This is a genomic window from Pseudomonas graminis (assembly GCF_004364335.1).
GTDB classification, from domain to species: Bacteria; Pseudomonadota; Gammaproteobacteria; order Pseudomonadales; family Pseudomonadaceae; genus Aquipseudomonas; species Aquipseudomonas graminis_D.
Map to the genome: position 1 here is coordinate 49,093 of NZ_SOCR01000005.1, position 19,062 is coordinate 68,154.

20 protein-coding genes and 1 tRNA gene are annotated in these 19,062 nt (G+C 60.3%); 9 read left to right on the top strand and 12 right to left on the bottom strand.

Going from position 1 to position 19,062, the window contains the following annotated elements:
* Window positions 1-383: 383 nt before the first annotated feature.
* Window positions 384-824, bottom strand: coding sequence for a hypothetical protein (locus tag EC919_RS10120; RefSeq protein WP_133773570.1), 441 nt, complete (start codon window positions 822-824; stop codon window positions 384-386).
* On the opposite strand from EC919_RS10120, the gene EC919_RS10125 reads away from it, so the two are divergent.
* Window positions 823-1,278: a tRNA (cytidine(34)-2'-O)-methyltransferase gene (locus EC919_RS10125; protein WP_037016260.1), complete on the top strand. Its 456-nt coding sequence runs from the start codon at window positions 823-825 to the stop codon at window positions 1,276-1,278. The genes EC919_RS10120 and EC919_RS10125 overlap by 2 nt on opposite strands.
* 76 nt (window positions 1,279-1,354) lie before the next feature.
* Here EC919_RS10125 and secB read toward each other — a convergent pair whose 3' ends face one another.
* The 3 genes from secB to EC919_RS10140 all read right to left on the bottom strand — a co-directional run bounded on the left by secB (window position 1,355) and on the right by EC919_RS10140 (window position 2,594).
* A complete protein-coding gene (gene secB, locus EC919_RS10130; protein WP_065987376.1) occupies window positions 1,355-1,849 on the bottom strand; it encodes a protein-export chaperone SecB in 495 nt (164 codons plus the stop codon).
* 75 nt (window positions 1,850-1,924) lie between these two features.
* Window positions 1,925-2,179 carry a glutaredoxin 3 gene (grxC, locus tag EC919_RS10135; protein ID WP_065987377.1) on the bottom strand — a complete coding sequence of 85 codons (255 nt, stop codon included), beginning with the start codon at window positions 2,177-2,179 and terminating at the stop codon, window positions 1,925-1,927.
* A gap of 1 nt (window position 2,180) precedes the next feature.
* Entirely contained in the window at window positions 2,181-2,594 is a 414-nt protein-coding gene (locus tag EC919_RS10140) for a rhodanese-like domain-containing protein (protein WP_133774191.1), read from the bottom strand.
* A gap of 161 nt (window positions 2,595-2,755) precedes the next feature.
* Here EC919_RS10140 and gpmI point away from each other — a divergent pair, with 161 nt between their 5' ends.
* The 4 genes from gpmI (at window position 2,756) to EC919_RS10160 (ending at window position 7,916) form a co-directional block, all read left to right on the top strand.
* Window positions 2,756-4,291: a 2,3-bisphosphoglycerate-independent phosphoglycerate mutase gene (gene gpmI, locus EC919_RS10145; RefSeq protein ID WP_133773572.1), complete on the top strand. Its 1,536-nt coding sequence runs from the start codon at window positions 2,756-2,758 to the stop codon at window positions 4,289-4,291.
* A gap of 138 nt (window positions 4,292-4,429) precedes the next feature.
* Window positions 4,430-5,752, top strand: a complete 1,323-nt coding sequence (locus EC919_RS10150) for a murein hydrolase activator EnvC family protein (protein ID WP_133773574.1) — start codon at window positions 4,430-4,432, stop codon at window positions 5,750-5,752.
* Between the two features lie 30 nt (window positions 5,753-5,782).
* Window positions 5,783-7,114 (top strand): S41 family peptidase, encoded by a 1,332-nt coding sequence (locus EC919_RS10155; protein WP_108122742.1) that lies wholly within the window; start codon window positions 5,783-5,785, stop codon window positions 7,112-7,114.
* 1 nt (window position 7,115) lies between these two features.
* On the top strand, window positions 7,116-7,916 hold the full coding sequence (locus tag EC919_RS10160) for a divergent polysaccharide deacetylase family protein (protein WP_133773576.1): 801 nt from the start codon (window positions 7,116-7,118) through the stop codon (window positions 7,914-7,916).
* Window positions 7,917-7,950: 34 nt separating this feature from the next.
* Here EC919_RS10160 and EC919_RS10165 read toward each other — a convergent pair whose 3' ends face one another.
* The 7 genes from EC919_RS10165 to EC919_RS10195 form a co-directional block, all read right to left on the bottom strand.
* Window positions 7,951-8,706, bottom strand: coding sequence for a substrate-binding periplasmic protein (locus EC919_RS10165; protein ID WP_133773578.1), 756 nt, complete (start codon window positions 8,704-8,706; stop codon window positions 7,951-7,953).
* A 125-nt stretch (window positions 8,707-8,831) separates the two neighbouring features.
* Window positions 8,832-9,602 carry an imidazole glycerol phosphate synthase subunit HisF gene (gene hisF / locus EC919_RS10170; RefSeq protein WP_074889818.1) on the bottom strand — a complete coding sequence of 257 codons (771 nt, stop codon included), beginning with the start codon at window positions 9,600-9,602 and terminating at the stop codon, window positions 8,832-8,834.
* Between the two features lie 121 nt (window positions 9,603-9,723).
* Window positions 9,724-10,461, bottom strand: coding sequence for a 1-(5-phosphoribosyl)-5-[(5-phosphoribosylamino)methylideneamino]imidazole-4-carboxamide isomerase (gene hisA, locus EC919_RS10175; RefSeq protein ID WP_133773580.1), 738 nt, complete (start codon window positions 10,459-10,461; stop codon window positions 9,724-9,726).
* Window positions 10,462-10,552: 91 nt separating this feature from the next.
* A complete protein-coding gene (locus EC919_RS10180; RefSeq protein ID WP_037016295.1) occupies window positions 10,553-10,813 on the bottom strand; it encodes a DUF2164 domain-containing protein in 261 nt (86 codons plus the stop codon).
* Window positions 10,813-11,451, bottom strand: coding sequence for an imidazole glycerol phosphate synthase subunit HisH (gene hisH, locus EC919_RS10185; protein WP_133773582.1), 639 nt, complete (start codon window positions 11,449-11,451; stop codon window positions 10,813-10,815). Before hisH ends, EC919_RS10180 begins: the two co-directional genes overlap by 1 nt.
* A complete protein-coding gene (gene hisB / locus EC919_RS10190; protein ID WP_065987388.1) occupies window positions 11,451-12,044 on the bottom strand; it encodes an imidazoleglycerol-phosphate dehydratase HisB in 594 nt (197 codons plus the stop codon). Before hisB ends, hisH begins: the two co-directional genes overlap by 1 nt.
* 270 nt (window positions 12,045-12,314) lie before the next feature.
* Window positions 12,315-13,976, bottom strand: a complete 1,662-nt coding sequence (locus tag EC919_RS10195) for an OFA family MFS transporter (RefSeq protein WP_133773584.1) — start codon at window positions 13,974-13,976, stop codon at window positions 12,315-12,317.
* A gap of 330 nt (window positions 13,977-14,306) precedes the next feature.
* Here EC919_RS10195 and EC919_RS10200 point away from each other — a divergent pair, with 330 nt between their 5' ends.
* From EC919_RS10200 to EC919_RS10215, 4 genes are all read left to right on the top strand, one after another.
* Window positions 14,307-16,535 carry an AsmA family protein gene (locus EC919_RS10200; RefSeq protein WP_133773586.1) on the top strand — a complete coding sequence of 743 codons (2,229 nt, stop codon included), beginning with the start codon at window positions 14,307-14,309 and terminating at the stop codon, window positions 16,533-16,535.
* A 237-nt stretch (window positions 16,536-16,772) separates the two neighbouring features.
* Window positions 16,773-17,840 carry an A/G-specific adenine glycosylase gene (gene mutY, locus EC919_RS10205; protein ID WP_133773588.1) on the top strand — a complete coding sequence of 356 codons (1,068 nt, stop codon included), beginning with the start codon at window positions 16,773-16,775 and terminating at the stop codon, window positions 17,838-17,840.
* A complete protein-coding gene (locus EC919_RS10210; protein WP_122534024.1) occupies window positions 17,837-18,109 on the top strand; it encodes an oxidative damage protection protein in 273 nt (90 codons plus the stop codon). Before mutY ends, EC919_RS10210 begins: the two co-directional genes overlap by 4 nt.
* Window positions 18,110-18,211: 102 nt before the next feature.
* Window positions 18,212-18,287 (top strand) — tRNA-Phe (locus EC919_RS10215).
* Window positions 18,288-18,530: 243 nt separating this feature from the next.
* Here the strand turns inward: EC919_RS10215 and EC919_RS27410 are convergent.
* Window positions 18,531-18,947 carry a glycine zipper domain-containing protein gene (locus tag EC919_RS27410; protein ID WP_133773590.1) on the bottom strand — a complete coding sequence of 139 codons (417 nt, stop codon included), beginning with the start codon at window positions 18,945-18,947 and terminating at the stop codon, window positions 18,531-18,533.
* Between the last annotated feature and the right edge of the window lie 115 nt (window positions 18,948-19,062).

Here is a 19,062-nt window from a genome sequence, read left to right on the forward strand (position 1 = left end):
GGTCCCACAATTTGAGCGTCAGCGAGCCCACTGCATGTACGCAATGCTTTCAGTCGGACCGGCTTCTGCCGGGAAGGGGCCGCTAGGTGTGCTGTAGACTTGTCGCCGCTTTAGGGCGTGCATCACTTTGGTTACTCGGCACGGGTAAATGCGCGAATAGCGTGCAAAGACGCTCACCAAATGTCCAACTCCGAAAGCCGATTCGAACCTCAGCGCCATGCAGGCAGTGAAAAATCACGGTCTCCAAGGCCCTAAACCCGACTCCTGCAGGACATTACGAATATTCCTACGGACATTTCTCAAAACTGGCACGCAGGCTGCAATAGGTTATACATCACCAGTTTTGGGGACCTTGGTACAGGCAGGCCGGGGATTCCCCTCTTTTATTCCTCCCGGAGACTGACCTCCAGTCTCCAGCGCCCGTCCTGGGTTGCACCGCGCCAGTCGCCGTGCAGAGGACGGGCCGCCAGCAGGTTCAGCAACAATCCCTTATCGCTTCGTTGCACCCTCCAGCGTACGTCTTTGCCGTTGAGCTTCAGCTCGCCTTTCTGCGGCTGACCCTGGGCGTTGAACAGCAATGCCACCGCGCCGTCGATGTGTTCGCCGTGGAGTTGCGGCTCGCGGTTGAACCATACGGCAACGCCGTCCGGCAGCACCTCGATGGTTTGCAGCTGAATGGGGTCCGGGGTCGTCACGCGGCCGATCATCAGACCGACCATCACGCCAACGATCGCCACCGAGCCCAGAAACTTGGGCCACAGCTTCGGTCTGGGGTCTTCTTCAGGGGTAGAATGCATCCCGTCCTTTCGTTCGGAGCCGTGCATGTTTCACGTGATCCTTTTTCAACCAGAAATTCCGCCGAATACCGGCAACATCATCAGGCTCTGCGCCAACAGCGGCTGCAGCCTGCATTTGATCGAGCCGCTGGGCTTCGAGCTGGATGACAAGCGCCTGCGTCGAGCCGGCCTTGATTACCACGAATACGCCACGCTGCATCGTCACGCCGACCTGCCGAGCTGCCTTGAAAGCATCGGCCACCCGCGGCTGTTTGCTTTTACCACAAAGGGCTCGCGGGTTTTCCACGATGCGCAATTCGAGGAAGGTGATGCCTTCCTATTCGGCCCGGAAAGCCGAGGCTTGCCGCCGGAGGTGCTGGATCCGCTGTCGAGCGACCAACGCCTGCGCCTGCCGATGCGCGAAGGCTGCCGCAGTCTGAACCTGTCGAATACCGTGGCGGTTGCGGTGTATGAAGGCTGGCGGCAGTTGGGATTCAAGTAGCCGACCTGCAGCACCGTCGAAAGCAGCCCACAAAAAAGCGCCCATTACAGGCGCTTTTTTATTTCAGCGACAACGCTTACTGGACGGTAGGCGTTGGCGTTTCGCCGCTTTCCTGCATGCGTTGCAGTTCTTGCGCGTACAGGGCGTCGAAGTTCACCGGGGCCAGCATCAGCGCAGGGAACGAACCACGGACAACCAGGCTGTCGATGGTTTCGCGAGCGTACGGGAAAAGGATGTTCGGGCAGAAAGCGCCCAGGGTGTGGCTCATCGAGCTGGCATCCAGGCCCTTGATCAGGAAGATACCGGCTTGCTGGACTTCAGCGATGAAGGCGATTTCTTCGCCGTTCTTCACTTCGACCGACAGGGTCAGCACGACTTCATAGAAGTCATTTTCCAGCTGCTTCTGGCGGGTGTTCAGGTCCAGGCTGACGCTCGGGGTCCACTCCTGACGGAAAATCGCCGGACTTTTTGGCGCTTCGAACGACAGGTCGCGGACGTAGATGCGTTGCAGGGAAAACTGCGGTGCTTCTTCTTCGTTGGAAATGGCGCCGTTATTCGGTTGATCAGTCATCTCAAATCCTTACATTGAGGTCTTGTAGGCTTCCGGGCTGTGCAAAAACCATCGTTTCCACATCCCGGTTCGAATTCAGGCGCTCAGCAGCTTATCCAGCTTGCCGGCGCGCTCCAGCGCGAACAGGTCATCGCAACCGCCAACATGGACCGAGCCGATCCAGATCTGCGGAACCGAGGTACGCCCGGATTTTTTGGTCATTTCAGCGCGAATCTGTGGCTTGCCGTCGACCTTGATCTCTTGGAAGCCGACACCCTTGCCCGCCAGCAGCGACTTGGCGCGGGAGCAATAAGGGCAGTAATCGCTGGAGTAGACGACGACGTCGGTCATTTCACTTCACCAGCGGCAGGTTGTCACCGCGCCACGACGAAATACCACCGGACAGCTTGGCGGCGTTGAAGCCCACCTTCAGCAGTTCACGGGCGGTATGGCCGGCATGCTGGCCAGCGGCGTCGACGATGATCAGGGTTTTAGGCTTGAATTTCTCCAGCTCCGCAGTACGGGTCAGGATTTTGTCCTGGGGGAAATTCACGGCGCCGACGATGTGGCCGGCAGTGAAGTCTTTCTTGGCGCGGACGTCGATGACAATGGCTTCATCGCGGTTGACCAGAGCGGTCAATTCGCCGGTGCTCAGGCTGCGGCCACCTTTGCTAAGCTCCGTTGCGATCAGCAGGCCCAGCAGGATGACGAAAGCACCCGTCAGCAAATAGTGATTCGTGGCAAATTCAATCAGGTGAGCAACCATCATCAGGTTCCAGGGCGTTAAAATGTCGGCCAGTATACACAGCCCCCAAGGTGGGCCAAAGCCCGTACGGCAGTGACGCCGTTTAGCTTGTCGCTGATTTGAACTTGTCCCTAAACTGTCGATCTTTTTTCTACTTCACCTATTAGCCAAGAGTGGGATTCATGACTACCACGCCTAAACCTTTGGTTCTGATCATCCTGGACGGCTTCGGTCACAGCGACAGCCACCACGGCAATGCGGTCTACGCAGCGAAGATGCCGGTCTTCGATCGCTTGTACCAGACCATGCCAAACGGCTTGATCTCCGGGTCCGGCATGGATGTCGGTCTGCCTGACGGGCAGATGGGCAACTCCGAAGTCGGCCACATGAACCTGGGTGCCGGCCGCGTGGTGTATCAGGACTTCACCCGCGTGACCAAAGCGATCCGCGACGGTGAGTTCTTCGAAAACCCCAACATCTGCAAAGCAGTCGATCAGGCCGTTGGCGCCGGCAAGGCCGTGCACATCCTTGGCCTGTTGTCCGACGGCGGCGTGCATAGCCATGAAGATCACCTGGTGGCGATGGTCGAGCTCGCGGTCAAGCGCGGCGCCGACAAGATCTACCTGCACGCTTTCCTCGATGGTCGCGACACGCCACCGCGCAGCGCCCATCAATACCTGCAGACCATGGAAGCAGCCTACGCGCGTCTGGGCAAAGGTCGCACCGCGACGATCATTGGCCGTTACTTCGCCATGGACCGCGACAACCGCTGGGACCGTGTCGAATCCGCCTACAACCTGATCGTCGACGGCACCTCAGAATTCCACGCCAACAACACCAAAGCTGCGCTGGACGCCGCTTATGCACGTGGCGAAAACGACGAATTCGTCAAAGCCACCAGCATTGGCGCACCGGTGAGAGTAGAAGACGGCGACGCGGTTGTGTTCATGAACTTCCGCTCCGACCGCGCCCGGGAACTGACCCGCGTATTCGTCGAAGACGATTTCGCGGACTTCGCCCGTCGTCGTCAGGCCAAACTGGCCGGCTTCGTCACGCTGACCAAGTACGCAGCCACCATCGACGCACCGGCTGCGTTCGAAAAGGCCGGTCTGCACAACGTGCTCGGCGAATACCTCTCGAACAACGGCAAAACGCAGCTGCGCATCGCCGAGACCGAGAAGTACGCCCACGTGACGTTCTTCTTCTCGGGCGGCCGTGAAGAGCCCTTCCCCGGCGAAGAACGCATCCTGATCCCTTCTCCAAAAGTGGCCACTTACGACCTGCAGCCAGAGATGAGCGCGCCGGAAGTCACCGACCGAATCGTCGACGCCATCGAGCATCAGCGTTATGACGTGATCGTCGTCAACTACGCCAACGGCGACATGGTGGGCCACAGCGGGATCATGGAAGCGGCGGTCAAGGCCGTTGAGTGCCTGGACGTCTGCGTCGGGCGCATCACCCAGGCGCTGGAGAAAGTCGGCGGCGAAGCGCTGATCACCGCGGACCACGGCAACGTCGAACAGATGACCAACGAGGAGACCCACCAGCCCCATACCGCGCACACCACTGAGCCGGTACCGTTCATTTATGTCGGCAAACGTGACCTGAAGGTCCGCGAAGGTGGCGTTCTGGCGGACGTCGCGCCGACCATGCTGACGCTGCTCGGTATGGAAATCCCGCAAGAAATGACCGGCACGTCGATTCTGGTCGCCAAGTAAGCCCCTCGAACCGGTCCGCCAGTCGCTGGCGGGCCGGTTTTGTATGAAATGTCTGACGGCCACGTCGTCCGAGCGTTTTTTTTGCAGCCACCGCCGGGCATACTAGGCCCGTCTTCACTCCTGGTATCTCCCAACCTCATGCTTCGCGCCCTGATCACCTTCGCTTTGATTTGTATGCTCAATCCGGCCTTCGCCGACGATGATCGCGCACAAACGCAGAAACAGCTGGATGCCACGCGTCAGGACATTACCGAACTGAAGAAAGCGCTGAGCCAGTTGCAGGAAGAAAAGTCAGGCGTTCAGAAAGACCTGCGCTCAACTGAAACGGAGATGGGCAAGCTGGAAAAGCAGGTGGAGGCCCTGCAAAAAGAACTAAAAAAGACTGAAAGCGAGCTGCAACGGCTCGACCAGGAGAAAAAAAAACTCCAGAGCGCACGCGTTGAACAGCAACGACTGATCGCCATTCAGGCCCGCGCGGCTTACCAGAGCGGCCGCCAGGAATACCTCAAACTGCTGCTCAATCAGCAGAATCCCGAGAAATTCGCCCGTACCCTCACCTATTACGATTACCTGAGCCAGGCCCGCCTGGAGCAGTTGCGCAACTTCAACGAAACCCTGCATCAGCTGGCCGGCGTGGAGAAAGACATCGACCTGCAGCAAGCGCAGCTTCTGGTGCAGAAGAGTTCGCTGGATGACCAGAAAGCCCAGCTCGATACCGTTCGCCAGGAACGTCAGGTGGCGCTGGCCAAGCTGAATCAGGACTACAAGGTTCGCGACCAGAAGCTGCAGTCACGGCAGCAGGATCAAACTGATCTGACCAAGGTCCTCAAGACCATCGAAGAAACCCTTGCCCGCCAGGCCCGCGAAGCCGAAGAGGCGCGCCAGAAGGCGTTGCTCGCGCAGCAAGAGGCCGAGAAGCGTCAGCGCGAGCAGGAAGCGCTGGCGAAAAACCGGGCCAAAGACGATGCGAAGGACGACAGCGATGAAGCGCCGCGTCGTCCAACCAAAGCGCCCGGGGCGATGGTTTCCAGTGCCGGTCAGTCGTATGGCGGCGCTTTTGAGCAAGCAAAGGGAAAACTTCCTTGGCCGGTCGATGGTCGATTGTTGGCGCGATTCGGTGAAAGCCGTGGCGATGATGAACGCACCAAGTGGGACGGCGTGATGATCAGTGCGGCTGCAGGCAGCCAGGTCCGTGCGGTGCACGGCGGTCGGGTGGTCTTCGCCGACTGGTTGCGTGGCGCCGGGCTTCTGGTCATCCTCGACCACGGCAATGGTTATTTGAGTCTGTACGGTCACAACCAGAGCCTGTTGAAAGAGGCCGGTGACGTCGTAAAAGCCGGAGAAGCGATCTCCACTGTTGGTAACAGTGGTGGTGGTCAGGACACTCCGGCGTTGTATTTCGCTATTCGTCAGCAGGGTCGCCCTAGTGATCCGGCCCAATGGTGTCGCACTCAAGGATAAGTCGACACCTCACTCAGGAGTTCGTAAGACATGCTGTTTTCGTCCCGCCTCACCTCGCTGGCCCTGACTATCGCCGTGGTTATCGGCGCTCCTCTGGCCCAGGCTGCCGGTGCCGCCCCTGCTCCTGCGCCCGCCGCCACTGCGCCCGCCAACGCCGCGAACATCAAAGCGCCGCTGCCGCTCGACGAGTTGCGCACCTTCGCCGAGGTCATGGACCGGATCAAAGCGGCGTACGTCGAACCCGTGGATGACAAGACCCTGCTGGAAAATGCCATCAAGGGCATGCTCAGCAACCTCGACCCTCACTCCGCTTACCTGGGCCCGGAAGATTTCCAGGAGCTGCAGGAAAGCACCAGCGGCGAGTTTGGCGGGCTGGGTATCGAGGTGGGCGTCGAAGACGGCTTTGTAAAAGTCGTTTCCCCCATCGATGACACCCCTGCATCCAAGGCCGGCATCGAGGCAGGTGACTTGATCGTCAAGATCAACGGCACGCCGACCCAGGGCCAGACCATGCAGGAAGCCGTGGACAAGATGCGCGGCAAGCTCGGCGAGAAGATCACCCTGACGCTGGTGCGTGACGGCGGCACCCCGTTCGACGTGACGCTGGCGCGCGCCACCATTCAGGTCAAAAGCGTGAAGGCGCAGATGCTGGAGCCGGGTTACGGCTACATCCGCATCACCCAGTTCCAGGTCAAGACTGGCGAAGAAGTCGGCAAGGCACTGGCCAAGCTGCGCAAGGACAACGGCAAGAAGATGAGCGGCCTGATCCTCGACCTGCGCAACAACCCGGGCGGTGTGTTGCAGGCGGCGGTCGAAGTGGCTGACCACTTCCTGACCAAGGGCCTGATCGTGTACACCAAAGGCCGCATCGCCAACTCCGAACTGCGCTTCTCGGCAGACCCGGCCGACGCCAGCGAAGGCGTGCCTCTCGTGGTGCTGATCAACGGCGGCAGCGCATCGGCGTCGGAGATCGTCGCCGGCGCCTTGCAAGACCAGAAGCGCGGCATCTTGATGGGGACCGATACGTTCGGCAAAGGCTCGGTGCAGACCGTTCTGCCGCTGGCCAACGACCGCGCGCTGAAGATCACCACGGCGTTGTATTACACGCCGAACGGTCGCTCTATTCAGGCCCAGGGGATCAACCCGGACATCGAAGTCAAACGCGCCAAGCTCACCGCCGAAGCCGACGGCGACAATTACAAAGAGGCCGATCTGCTCGGTCACTTGGGCAACGGCAACGGCGGCGCGGACAAACCGACCACCAAGGCCAAGGCTGGCAAGGCGCGTCCGCAGGACGATGACTACCAGATGAACCAGGCCCTCAGCTTGCTCAAGGGTTTGAGTGTCACGCGCGGCAATTGAGATGCGCGTCTGGTTAACCGGGCTCATCTGCGCCCTTGCCGTGACGACGGGTGCTGCACACGCAGCGCCCGCCGAATCTTCAGCGTCCGTCGGCAAAGCGCCTAAGGTCGCCTATCTCAGCCTGATCATCGACGACCTCGGACAGAATCCTGAACGGGACAGCCGCGCGCTGGCCCTGCCCGGCCCCGTGACGCTGGCGATCATGCCCGACACGCCCCATGCCACCGATTTTGCCCGTCAGGCACACAAGGCTGGCAAGACGGTCATGCTGCACATGCCCATGGACCCGGCGACCGGGCCATACGCCTGGCATCCCGAACTGCCGCTGCCTGAGCTCGAATCGCGTCTGAGCGCCGCGCTGCTGAAAGTCCCCTATGCCGCTGGCATCAACAACCACATGGGCAGTCGCATGACGGCCGAGCCGGTGGCCATGGGTTGGCTGGTGGGCGAGTTGCAGCGCCGTCATCTGTTTCTGGTCGACAGCCGCACCAGCGCCAAAACCGTTGCCGCCGCCGAGGCGCAGAAAATCGGTCTGGCCAGCGTGTCTCGCGATGTCTTCCTCGACGACGAGCGCACCGCAGAGGCCATTAACGGCCAGCTACAGACGGCGATCAGACTCGCTCACAAGCAAGGCTCGGCCGTGATGATCGGCCATCCCTATCCGGTGACGCTCGATGTGCTTGAGCGCGAGCTGCCCAAGCTTAAATCCCAAGGGATAGAGTTGATCGAGATCCGCCACATGGTCACTGAGCGCGGAAATGAGGCGATGGCCGGCCATGGCAAGAACGGGCGTTATCGCTAGGCCGGACGCGTTTCGCCAGAGGTGATGGAAGTCATTAAAGGTATTTGGCGAAAATCGAATCGACCACGCCTTCTTTGCGCAGTTGGTCCAGCGCACTTTGCAGCCGCTGGACCACGGCGTCCGGAGTTTCTTTGTTCAATGCCAGAAACAGCTCGGCGCTGTTAAAACGCAGCACGGTTTTCAATCCCGTGATGCCCTCTTGCCGCGCCAGGTAGCGCCCCGCCGGATCGCCGGTGGCCCACAGATCGAGCTGACCGTCGACCAGCTTCCTGGCGTTGTCCTTGTCGCTGAGCACGGTGATCGGGTTCATACCCTGGCGCGCAAGCTCCACGGCAATCGCGTCGCCCTTGTAGGCACCGATTCGGTAAGACCGCGCGCCTTCAAGCGTGCTCAGCTGAATCTGACTGTCAGCCCGCGCCAGCAGAATCCAGTCGTCGGGGCCGATGGGGCCTACCCACTTGAAGAGCTTTTCGCGCTCAGGCAATCGCGCGGTCACGAACACGCCGTAACCGGGATTTTCCAGCGCCAGCCTGTAGATGCGATCCCAGGGGAAGCGCAGGGTCAGGTTGTAGCCGATACCGGCGCGCTTGAAGGTCTCGCGCACCACCTCGACGGCGATGCCTTTGATGTTAGCTTCCTGGGCGAAATTCTTGCCGTCGGTGGCCATGTTGTAAGGAGGGAAGTTTTCGGTCAGCAGGACCATTGAATAGGCCGGCGTATCGTCGGCCCGGACGGCTGCTGACAGCAATGTCGCGACGCTGACCAGTGCGAGAAAAACACCTTTGAACATATCCCTGGCACCTGATCCTGACGACGGCAAAAGAGTGCCGCTAACGGCCTGCAAAGTCCAGTTCGGCGGCGGACGTGGTCGGTTTCAGAGCGAACGTGCCTCGTCGCTCTGAACCACGCAGTCGTTTAGCGAACCACGATCCCTTGCGCCGCCATGAACGCCTTGGCTTCCGGCACGGTGTATTCGCCGAAGTGAAAAATACTCGCCGCCAGCACCGCACTGGCATGACCTTCCAGTACGCCGTCTGCCAGATGCTGCAAATTGCCGACGCCACCGGAAGCAATCACCGGAATGCCGAGGGCATCGCTGATCGCCCGGGTCACGCCCAGATCAAAGCCGTTCTTCATGCCGTCCTGGTCCATGCTGGTCAACAGAATCTCCCCGGCACCGAGGTCTTCCATCTTCTTTGCCCACATCACTGCGTCCAGGCCGGTCGGCTTGCGGCCGCCGTGAGTGAAGATTTCCCAGCGCGGGGTTTCGCCGGGCAGCGAGACCTTCTTGGCATCAATGGCCACAACGATGCACTGCGAGCCGAAACGGGCTGCGGCTTCACCAACGAACTCGGGATTGAACACAGCCGCGGTGTTGATCGAGACCTTGTCCGCGCCTGCGTTCAACAGGTTGCGGATGTCCTGCACGGTGCGCACACCGCCACCCACGGTCAGCGGGATGAACACCTGACTGGCCATGCGCTCGACGGTGTGCAGCGTGGTGTCGCGGCCATCGACGCTGGCGGTGATGTCGAGGAAGGTAATTTCATCCGCACCCTGCTCGTCATAACGCCGGGCGATCTCGACCGGATCACCGGCGTCGCGGATGTTCTCGAACTTCACGCCCTTGACCACGCGGCCGTTGTCGACGTCCAGGCAAGGGATGATGCGTTTGGCGAGGGCCATGAGGGTCAATCTCCGAAATATTGGCCACCTGTAGGAGCGCGCTTGCCCGCGATTGCGTCAGCAGACCCTCTATGTTGAGCGCCTGACACATCGCCATCGCGGGCAAGCGCGCTACTACAAATCAGACCGAGTACTGATCACAAAACGCCTGGGCTTCAGCCACATCCAGCGTGCCTTCATAGATCGCGCGGCCGGTGATTGCGCCGATGATGCCGGGGGCTTTTGCGTCGAGCAGCGCCTTGATGTCGCCCAGGTTATGAATGCCGCCCGAGGCGATCACCGGAATGCGGGTCGCGGCGGCCAGCGCGGCGGTGAACGGGACATTGCAGCCCTGCATCATGCCGTCTTTGGCGATGTCGGTATAAACGATGGCCGAGACGCCGTCTGCTTCAAAGCGCTTGGCCAGATCGATTACCTGCACGGTGCTGACTTCAGCCCAGCCGTCGGTGGCGACGAAGCCGTCTTTGGCATCCAGGCCCACGATCACTTTGCCCGGAAACGCGCGGCAGGCTTCGGCGACGAAGTCAGGGTCCTTGACCGCCTTGGTGCCGATGATCACGTAACTCACGCCAGCTTTGACGTAGTGCTCGATGGTTTCCAGCGAACGGACACCGCCACCGATCTGGATCGGCAGATTCGGGTAACGACGCGCAATCGCCGTCACGACGTCGCCATTGACCGGCTGGCCTTCGAATGCGCCGTTCAGGTCCACCAGATGCAAGCGACGGCAGCCGCCCTCGACCCACTTGGCAGCCATGCTCACCGGATCATCGGAGAACACTGTGGAATCTTCCATCCGACCCTGGCGCAGTCGTACACAGGCGCCGTCTTTAAGGTCGATCGCGGGAATAATGAGCATGCTTTTTCCTTCGTCAAAAGAGCTGCGAGCCGCGCGCTTTACGCTGCAAGTGGCATCTCTACTAATTCTTGCAGCTTGAGGCTTGACGCTTCTAGCTGCTCTTCTCCAACGCCCACAGGTCGCTTTCGATGCTTTCGAAACGCTCCTTGAGGTGCGTCTGAACATCGAAGATCGCCCGGTTGTAGTAATGCGGTGCGATCTCGCGGGTGAACAATTCCAGAATTTCAGCCGCTTCGAACGAACCCAGGTCCAGCTCGAAACGGTCTTCCATGAACCGCTTGATCGTGTGGCACGCCTCGCTCTCCTGCTCGGGAGTGAGGGTCAGGATCGGCGGCTTGGTTTTCTTGCTCATTACCTGCGGCCGTCCCACGCCGCGAAGTTCTGCAGTAACTGCAGGCCATGGGTATGGCTCTTCTCGGGGTGAAATTGCACGGCGAAGCGCGAGCCATCGGCCAAAGCGGCGGCGAAGTCATGACCGTAGTGGCCACGACCGACGATCTGCTGCGCGTTCGGCGATTCTATGTAATAGCTGTGCACGAAGTAGAACCGCGCCATGTCCGGAATGTTGGCCCACAGCGGGTGGTCCACGGCCTGCGCCACTTCGTTCCAGCCCATGTGCGGGACTTTCAGGTGCTGGCCATCTTCGTGAAGATCCTTGCCGAAGAAGCGCACCTGCCCAGGCAAAACGCCGATGCAGTCGACGCCGCCACTCTCTTCGCTGCGCTCCATCAGCGCCTGCATGCCTACGCAGATTCCGAGAAACGGACGGTCCTGACTGACTTCACGCACCAACGTGTCGAAGCCCAGGCGACGAATTTCCGCCATGCAGTCGCGAATCGCGCCGACACCGGGAAACACGACACGGTCTGCTTCACGAATGACGTTGGCATCGCTGGTGATCAGCACGCGACCAGCGCCGACATGCTCCAGCGCCTTGGCCACCGAGTGCAGATTGCCCATGCCATAGTCGATAACGGCAACGGTCTGCATTACAGCACGCCTTTGGTCGACGGCATCTGACCAGCCATGCGGTCATCGAGCTCTACTGCCATGCGCAACGCACGGCCGAACGCCTTGAAGACGGTTTCGATCTGGTGGTGGGTGTTGTGGCCGCGCAGGTTGTCGATGTGCAGCGTGACGTTGGCGTGGTTGACGAAACCCTGGAAGAACTCCTGGAACAGGTCCACATCAAAGCCGCCCACGGTAGCGCGGGTGTACGGGACATGCATTTGCAGGCCAGGCCGACCGGAGAAGTCGATGACCACGCGCGACAGCGCTTCATCCAGCGGGACGTAGGCGTGGCCGTAGCGACGGATGCCCTTTTTGTCGCCGATGGCTTTGCTGAACGCCTGACCCAGCGTGATGCCGACATCTTCCACAGTGTGGTGATCGTCGATATGCAGGTCGCCTTTGCATTCAATGTCCAGATCGATAAGCCCGTGACGGGCGATCTGGTCGAGCATGTGCTCAAGGAAAGGAACGCCGATATCGAATCGGGACTTTCCGGTGCCATCCAGGTTGATCGAGGCTTTGATCTGGGTTTCCAGGGTGTCGCGCTCGACGAACACCATACGTTCGGCCATCACCAACTCCGCAAAATCATTGGGCGAAAAGGCGGCCATTATAGGCGTGTGGCGGGGAAACAGAAACATGAAGCGAGCAATGCCGGACCGAGGGGAATGGCACTGACGAAGATGTACATGTCTGTACAAATGGACTGCAGGAGCCGGCTTGCTGGCGAACGCGGTGCGTCAGTTCAAATGATTTGCCTGAGACATCCAGGTTCGCTAGCAAGCCGGCTCTTACAGGGTGCGGGGCCAGCCTGAAATCTTCAGGCCGACACCGCCAGGGTTTTAGTGAAACAACACCGCAGTTTTCTGCAGAGTGATCCACACGCCCCACGCCAACGGAATGCCCACTGCCAGCCAGGCCAGAATCGCCAGTGGCTTGGTGCTTGGATCAGCTTTCCATTCAAGCGAAGTGCTGTGATCGGCGCCGGCATCGTGACCGAAGGCTTGCTCAGCCTTCAATTGCTCGTCGGTCATGAAGTATTTATCGGCCACCGGACGCACCAGCAGGTTGCAGATGAAGCCCAACACCAGCAGGCCCGCGAGGATGTACAGGGTGATGTCGTAAGCATCGGCGCGTGCAACGCCGTGGCTCAACTGATACTCACGCAGGTAGTTCACCAGCACCGGGCCAAGGACACCAGCGGCAGCCCATGCGGTCAGCAGACGACCGTGGATCGCACCGACCATTTGCGTACCGAACAGGTCGGCCAGGTAGGCCGGAACGGTCGCAAAACCGCCGCCGTACATCGACAGCACGACGCAGAACGCCGCCACGAACAGCGCAACGCTGCCCAGGTGACCCAGGGTCGGTACCGACGCGTAGAGCAAGAAGCCCAGCGCGAAGAACACGAAGTAGGTGGCTTTACGGCCGATGTAGTCCGAGAACGATGCCCAGAAGAAACGACCGCCGATGTTGAACAGGCTCAGCAGACCGGTGAAGCCCGCGGCGATCGCCGCGATGGCCGCCAGTTGCGAGGCATCCAGCTGCCCGAACGGCTGATCGGTACCCAGCAGCTTGCCGCCGAACACTTCCTGCAGCAGGGGCGAAGCCATGCCGAGGATGCCGATGCCTGCCGATACGTTCAGGCACAGCACCAGCCAGACCAGACGGAACTGAGGCGTCTTCCAGGCAACGCTGACGTGCACGTGGCGGTTGGTGATCATCGCGCTATTGGCTTTCTTCACCGGAGCGGTCCAGCCTTCAGGTTTCCAGCCGGTAGGCGGAACGCGGTAAGACAGTGCGCCGCCGATCATGAAGATGAAGTAAATCACCGCCATCACCACGAAGCTCTGCCAGACGCCAACGCTGTCAGGCGTGGCGAAGTGGCTCATCAATGCGGTTGCCAGCGGAGCGCCAACCATCGCGCCACCGCCGAAGCCCATGATTGCCATACCGGTCGCCATGCCGCGCTTGTCCGGAAACCACTTGATCAGCGTCGAGACCGGCGAGATATAACCCAGGCCCAGACCGATACCGCCGATCACGCCCGAGCCGATCCACATCAACCAGATCTGGTGCGTATAAACGCCCAGCGCCGAGATCAGCAGACCGCCACACCAGCACAATGCCGATACCACACCGGCCTTGCGCGGGCCTGCGTGTTCCAGCCAGCCGCCCCAGATGGCTGCGGAGCAACCCAGGAAAATGAAGAACAGGGTGTAGATCCAGCCGAGCATGGAGATCGGCCAATCACAGCTGGACGAAATGACTTGCTCGAAGAAACCCATGTCAGCCGGGCAGGCGACAGCGGCCTTGATGCCGATTGCCTTGGACAGCGGCAGCCAGAACACCGAAAAGCCGTAGGCCATACCAATACACAGGTGGATTGCCAATGCGGCTGGCGGAACCAGCCAACGGTTGAAACCGCGTTTGGCGATAATGCGCTCTTTGGACAAGAACGCAGGCTGAGCGGCAGTACCACCCAGAGCAGTGCTCGTAGTCATCTTATTGTTGCCCCCAATTTATAGTTGTATCCCGCAAGAACAGCGACATAGCCCCACCACCACTCTTAAAGCACGCAGGCCTTGGTGGTTTATCGGCAGAACATCTCTTTACGTGACAATTCGACGCAGCAAAGCTGGCGAATGGCGCGAGATTACCATTTGCGGCCTAAAAGAAAGCACTCTGCTACTACCTTTTTCGTGCCATCTGTCACTGTGCAACGCCCCGTCAATTTGATCGGCAGCGTCTGTGGCGATCCAAAACCCTGTGCCTGTGCGAGAACGCTATACTCGCGGGCTAAATTTTGAACGACTCGACACAAGGACTCGCCCATGAAAGCGTTCGGCAAAATCCTGGGGCTCACCCTTCTCGGGCTGTTGCTGATCATCGTGGCTCTTGGCTTTGCCCTGACCCACTTTTTTGATCCCAACGACTACAAAGACGAGATTCGAAAACTGGTTCGCGATCGCGCCCATGTCGAGCTGACGCTCAATGGTGATATCGGCTGGAGCCTGTTTCCGTGGCTTGGCCTGGAGCTGCATGACGCCAGCGTCGCCACTTTGAGCGAGCCGACCAAACCCTTCGCCGACCTGCAGATGCTCGGGCTGTCCGTGCGCGTGCTGCCGCTGCTGCGCAAGGAAGTGCAGATGAGCGACGTGCGTGTCGAGGGCCTGAACCTGACGTTGACCCGCGATGAAAACGGCCACGGCAACTGGGAAGACATCGGCAAAGTGCCCGCCACCGCAGCCAATCCAGCCCAGCCGCCCGCTACGCCGTCTTCGCCCGCCGAGAGCGCGTCCGCCAAGCCCGATAAGCAATGGCAGCCGCTCAAGCTGGACATCGACAGCCTGACCGTGAACAACGCGCGGATCGATTTCAACGATATTCCCAAGGCCCGGCAGTTCACCGCCGAGAGCATTCAGCTGAGTACCGGCCCGATCCACAACGCGACCGATATCCCGCTGAAACTGACCGCGTTCCTCAGCACCAATCAACCCGTCGTGCGCACCAAAACCGAACTGACCGGCAAGCTGCGCTTTGATCGCGCCCTCAAGCGTTATCAGCTTGATGACATGCGCTTCTCCGGCGATGTGACGGGCGATCCGCTGCAGGGCAAGACCCTGACGTTCTCGGCCCAGGGCCAGTTGCTGGCTGACATGTCCGCCAACGTCGCGGAATGGACCAATTTAAAGCTGTCCGCCAACCAGCTGCGCGCCCTCGGCGAGCTGCATGTGCGTGATCTGGACAAGACCCCGCAACTCACGGGCGGCATCTCGATTGCCCAGTTCAACCTGCGCGACTTCCTCGACAACATCGGCCAGCCTGCGCCAACCCTTGGCGACGGCAGCCTGAACAAACTGGAACTGGTCACCCGCATCGCGGCAACGCCCAACAGCGTGGCGCTGGATGACCTCACGGTGAGACTCGACGACAGCACCATCAGCGGGCGCGTCGCCGTGGAAGACTTCGCCAAACAGTCCCTTCGCCTTCAACTCAAGGCCGACACGTTCAACGCTGACCGCTATCGCATGCCCGAGAGTGAACAATCCAAGGGCGCAGGCGCCGCTCGCAAAGCCGAAGTTCAGGGCGCCGAGGCCGAAGCCATGGTGGCGTCGGGCACCTCGCCGCTGCCGAACCAGCCGACCCAAGGTGCCTGGAGCGACACGAAGCTGCTGCCCCTTGAGCGCCTGCGCAAACTGGATGTCGATGCCGATTTGAGTTTCGGCAAGCTGACCCTGGAGAAACTGCCGATCCAGAATGCCGCGCTGAAAACATCGGCGCTTGATGGCGTGATCACGGTGAACAGCCTGCGCGGCGATCTGTACAACGGCAATTTCGAGGTCAAGGGCAATCTCGACGCGCGTCCCGAAGTGCCGTTGGCGAGCGTTCAGACCCGCATCGCCAAAGTGCCGGTGGAACACTTCATTCAGAGCCAGGGCACCACGCCACCTCTGCGCGGCCTGCTCAACCTCACCAGCGACGTGACCGCCAAAGGCAACAGCGAGAAGGCGTTGGTGGAGAGTCTCAACGGTACCGCCAATTTTGCGCTGAACGACGGCGTGCTGGTCAATGCCAACCTCGAACAACAACTCTGCCGGGGCATCTCGACGCTCAACCGCAAGAGCTTGAGCGGCGAGCCGCGCGGCAAGGACACGCCCTTCCAGCAGTTGAATGGCAATCTGGTGTTCCGCAATGGCGTGGCCAGCAACCCGGACCTGAAAGTCCGTACGCCGGGCCTGACCGTCAATGGTGATGGCGACATCGACCTGCGCGTCATGGGCATGAATTACCGCGTCGGTGTGATCATCGAAGGCGACAAGAGCGACATGCCGGACCCGGCCTGCGAAGTGAACCCCCGGTTTGTCGGCATCGAATGGCCGGTACTTTGCCGTGGCCCGCTGGAAATGGGCGCCAAGGCCTGCCGTCTGGATAACGACGGCCTGGGCAAGGTCGCCGCGAAACTGGCAGGCGACCGGATTGGCGACAAGCTCGATGAAAAGCTGGGGGACAAGGTGAGTCCCGAGCTCAAGGATGCGATCAAGGGATTGTTCAAGCGTTAAACCCATTCAACAGGCGCTGCAGAACAAACTGTAGGAGCGCGCTTGCCCGCGAAGAGGCCCGTACATCCGCTAAGGTCCCAGCGGTCGGAACACCGCCTTCGCGAGCAAGGTGGAGCGCCACCCCGGTCAATCCCACCGGGATTTCGTTTGCTACCTGATCGCGCGGCGTCTCTCCACGGGGAATCACCCGCAGATCAGCATCAACCTTAACCCTCTCTTTGATCACCGGAACCCTTGATGCAACCCGAGCAGTTCTCCTCCGCCGTTCTCGACTGGTACGACCGCCACGGCCGTCACGATCTCCCCTGGCAGCACGACATCACCCCGTACCGCGTGTGGGTGTCGGAAATCATGCTGCAGCAAACCCAGGTCAGCACGGTGCTTGGCTATTTCGATAAATTCATGGAAGCGCTGCCCACCGTGCAGGCCCTGGCCGAAGCGCCGGAAGATGAGGTCCTGCATCTGTGGACCGGGCTGGGTTACTACACCCGCGCGCGCAACTTGCAGAAAGCCGCGAAAATCGTGGTAACCGAGCACGGTGGTGAATTCCCCCGCGACGTGGAAAAGCTCGTCGAGCTGCCCGGTATCGGCCTCTCGACAGCCGGCGCGATTGCCAGCATCAGCATGGGCCTGCGTGCGCCAATTCTTGATGGCAACGTCAAGCGCGTACTCGCCCGCTTCACTGCGCAGGAAGGCTATCCGGGCGAGCCCAAGGTCGCGAAGCAGATGTGGGTGACGGCCGAGCGCTACACGCCGCACAGTCGGGTCAATCACTACACCCAGGCGATGATGGATCTGGGCGCCACGCTCTGCACCCGGACCAAACCCAGCTGCCTGCTCTGCCCCCTCGAGCGCGGCTGCGAAGCGCACATGCTAGGTCAGGAAACCCGCTATCCCATCCCGAAACCGCGCAAGGTCGTGCCGCAAAAACGCACCCTGATGCCGATCTTCGCCAACCACGAAGGCGCGATTCTGCTGTATCGCCGCCCTTCGACCGGGCTGTGGGGCGGGCTGTGGAGCCTGCCGGAACTGGACGACTTCAACGACATGCAGCATCTGGCCAACCAGCACGCCCTTGAGCTGGGCGAGCATCAAGCCTTACCGGGCCTGATCCACACGTTCAGCCACTTTCAGCTGACCATTGAACCGTGGCTGGTCCGGGTCCGCGCGTCCGCCCATCACGTGGCCGAGGACGACTGGCTCTGGTATAACCTCGCCACCCCGCCGCGCCTGGGCCTTGCCGCCCCGGTGAAGAAACTGCTGAAAAACGCAGCCGACGTATTGAATGCAGGAGAGTCCTCATGACCCGCACCGTAATGTGCCGCAAATACAAAGAAGAATTGCCTGGCCTGGACCGTCCGCCGTATCCGGGCGCCAAAGGTGAAGACATCTACAACCATGTCTCGCAGAAAGCCTGGGCCGACTGGCAGAAACACCAGACCCTGCTGATCAACGAGCGTCGCCTGAACATGATGAACGCCGAAGATCGCAAATTCCTGCAGACCGAGATGGACAAATACCTGTCCGGCGAGGAATACGCCAAGGCCGACGGCTACGTTCCCCCTGCCGAATAACCCTTCGCAGACAGTGGTCGTCGTAAGCGGAGGAAATAATTCAGATTTTTTTCAACACCCCGCTTGACGACCTCCTGAAAAACACGTTTAATGCGCCCCGTTGCCCAGATAGCTCAGTCGGTAGAGCAGGGGATTGAAAATCCCCGTGTCGGCGGTTCGATTCCGTCTCTGGGCACCACCTTTCGTTTTCAGGTGATGCCAAGCACGCTTGAAAACACACAAGAAGCCCGCCTCGTGCGGGCTTTTTGCTTTTCACGGTTCCACACCGCTTCCTTGTAAGCCCGGATCTATGTGAATAGATTCGTGAGCTCATAGACGGATCTGCCTGAAGACGCCCAGGTGGTGGCCGACGTCTCCGACAAACGCCTGCGTCGTCGCTCAAATCGCTTGATTGGAGGTATGGGAGCAGATAGCCGGGCTATCAATCATGCTTGTTTTTCTTGTGCCCATGTCGCTTGCCGTGAGATCGATTGTTGCCGCCGTCATCTGCCAAGTTGCTACCCACTGCGCCTCCGGCAGCGCCGCCTAAGCCGGCACCTATGGTTGACCCTGTTGAGCCACCCAACTGGTTACCAATGACAGACCCACCCGCTGACCCCAGCCCCCCGCCGATAGCCGCTTCGGTCTTGCTTCCCCTTTTGGCGCCTAAAGCTCCGCCAGCGGCTCCGCCGACACCAGCACCAACCGCCGCGCCGGTGCTTCCACCCATTTGCTGTCCAATCACATTCCCGAGCGCACCGCCTATGCCTCCGCCCACTGCAGATGTTCCATCCCCAGCCGCCAGCGCGCATTGAGTGCCAAGCATTCCTAAAAGCAGTACCGGTATGGTTATTCGCATGGATTCAATCTCAAGTGGGGGAAGTAGTCCCTCGGAGGAACATCGGGCAGGACTAAAACGGCGGTGCTGGACTGGGCTAGGGAGATTCAGCTCAGAGTATGTCCAACGGCATGCT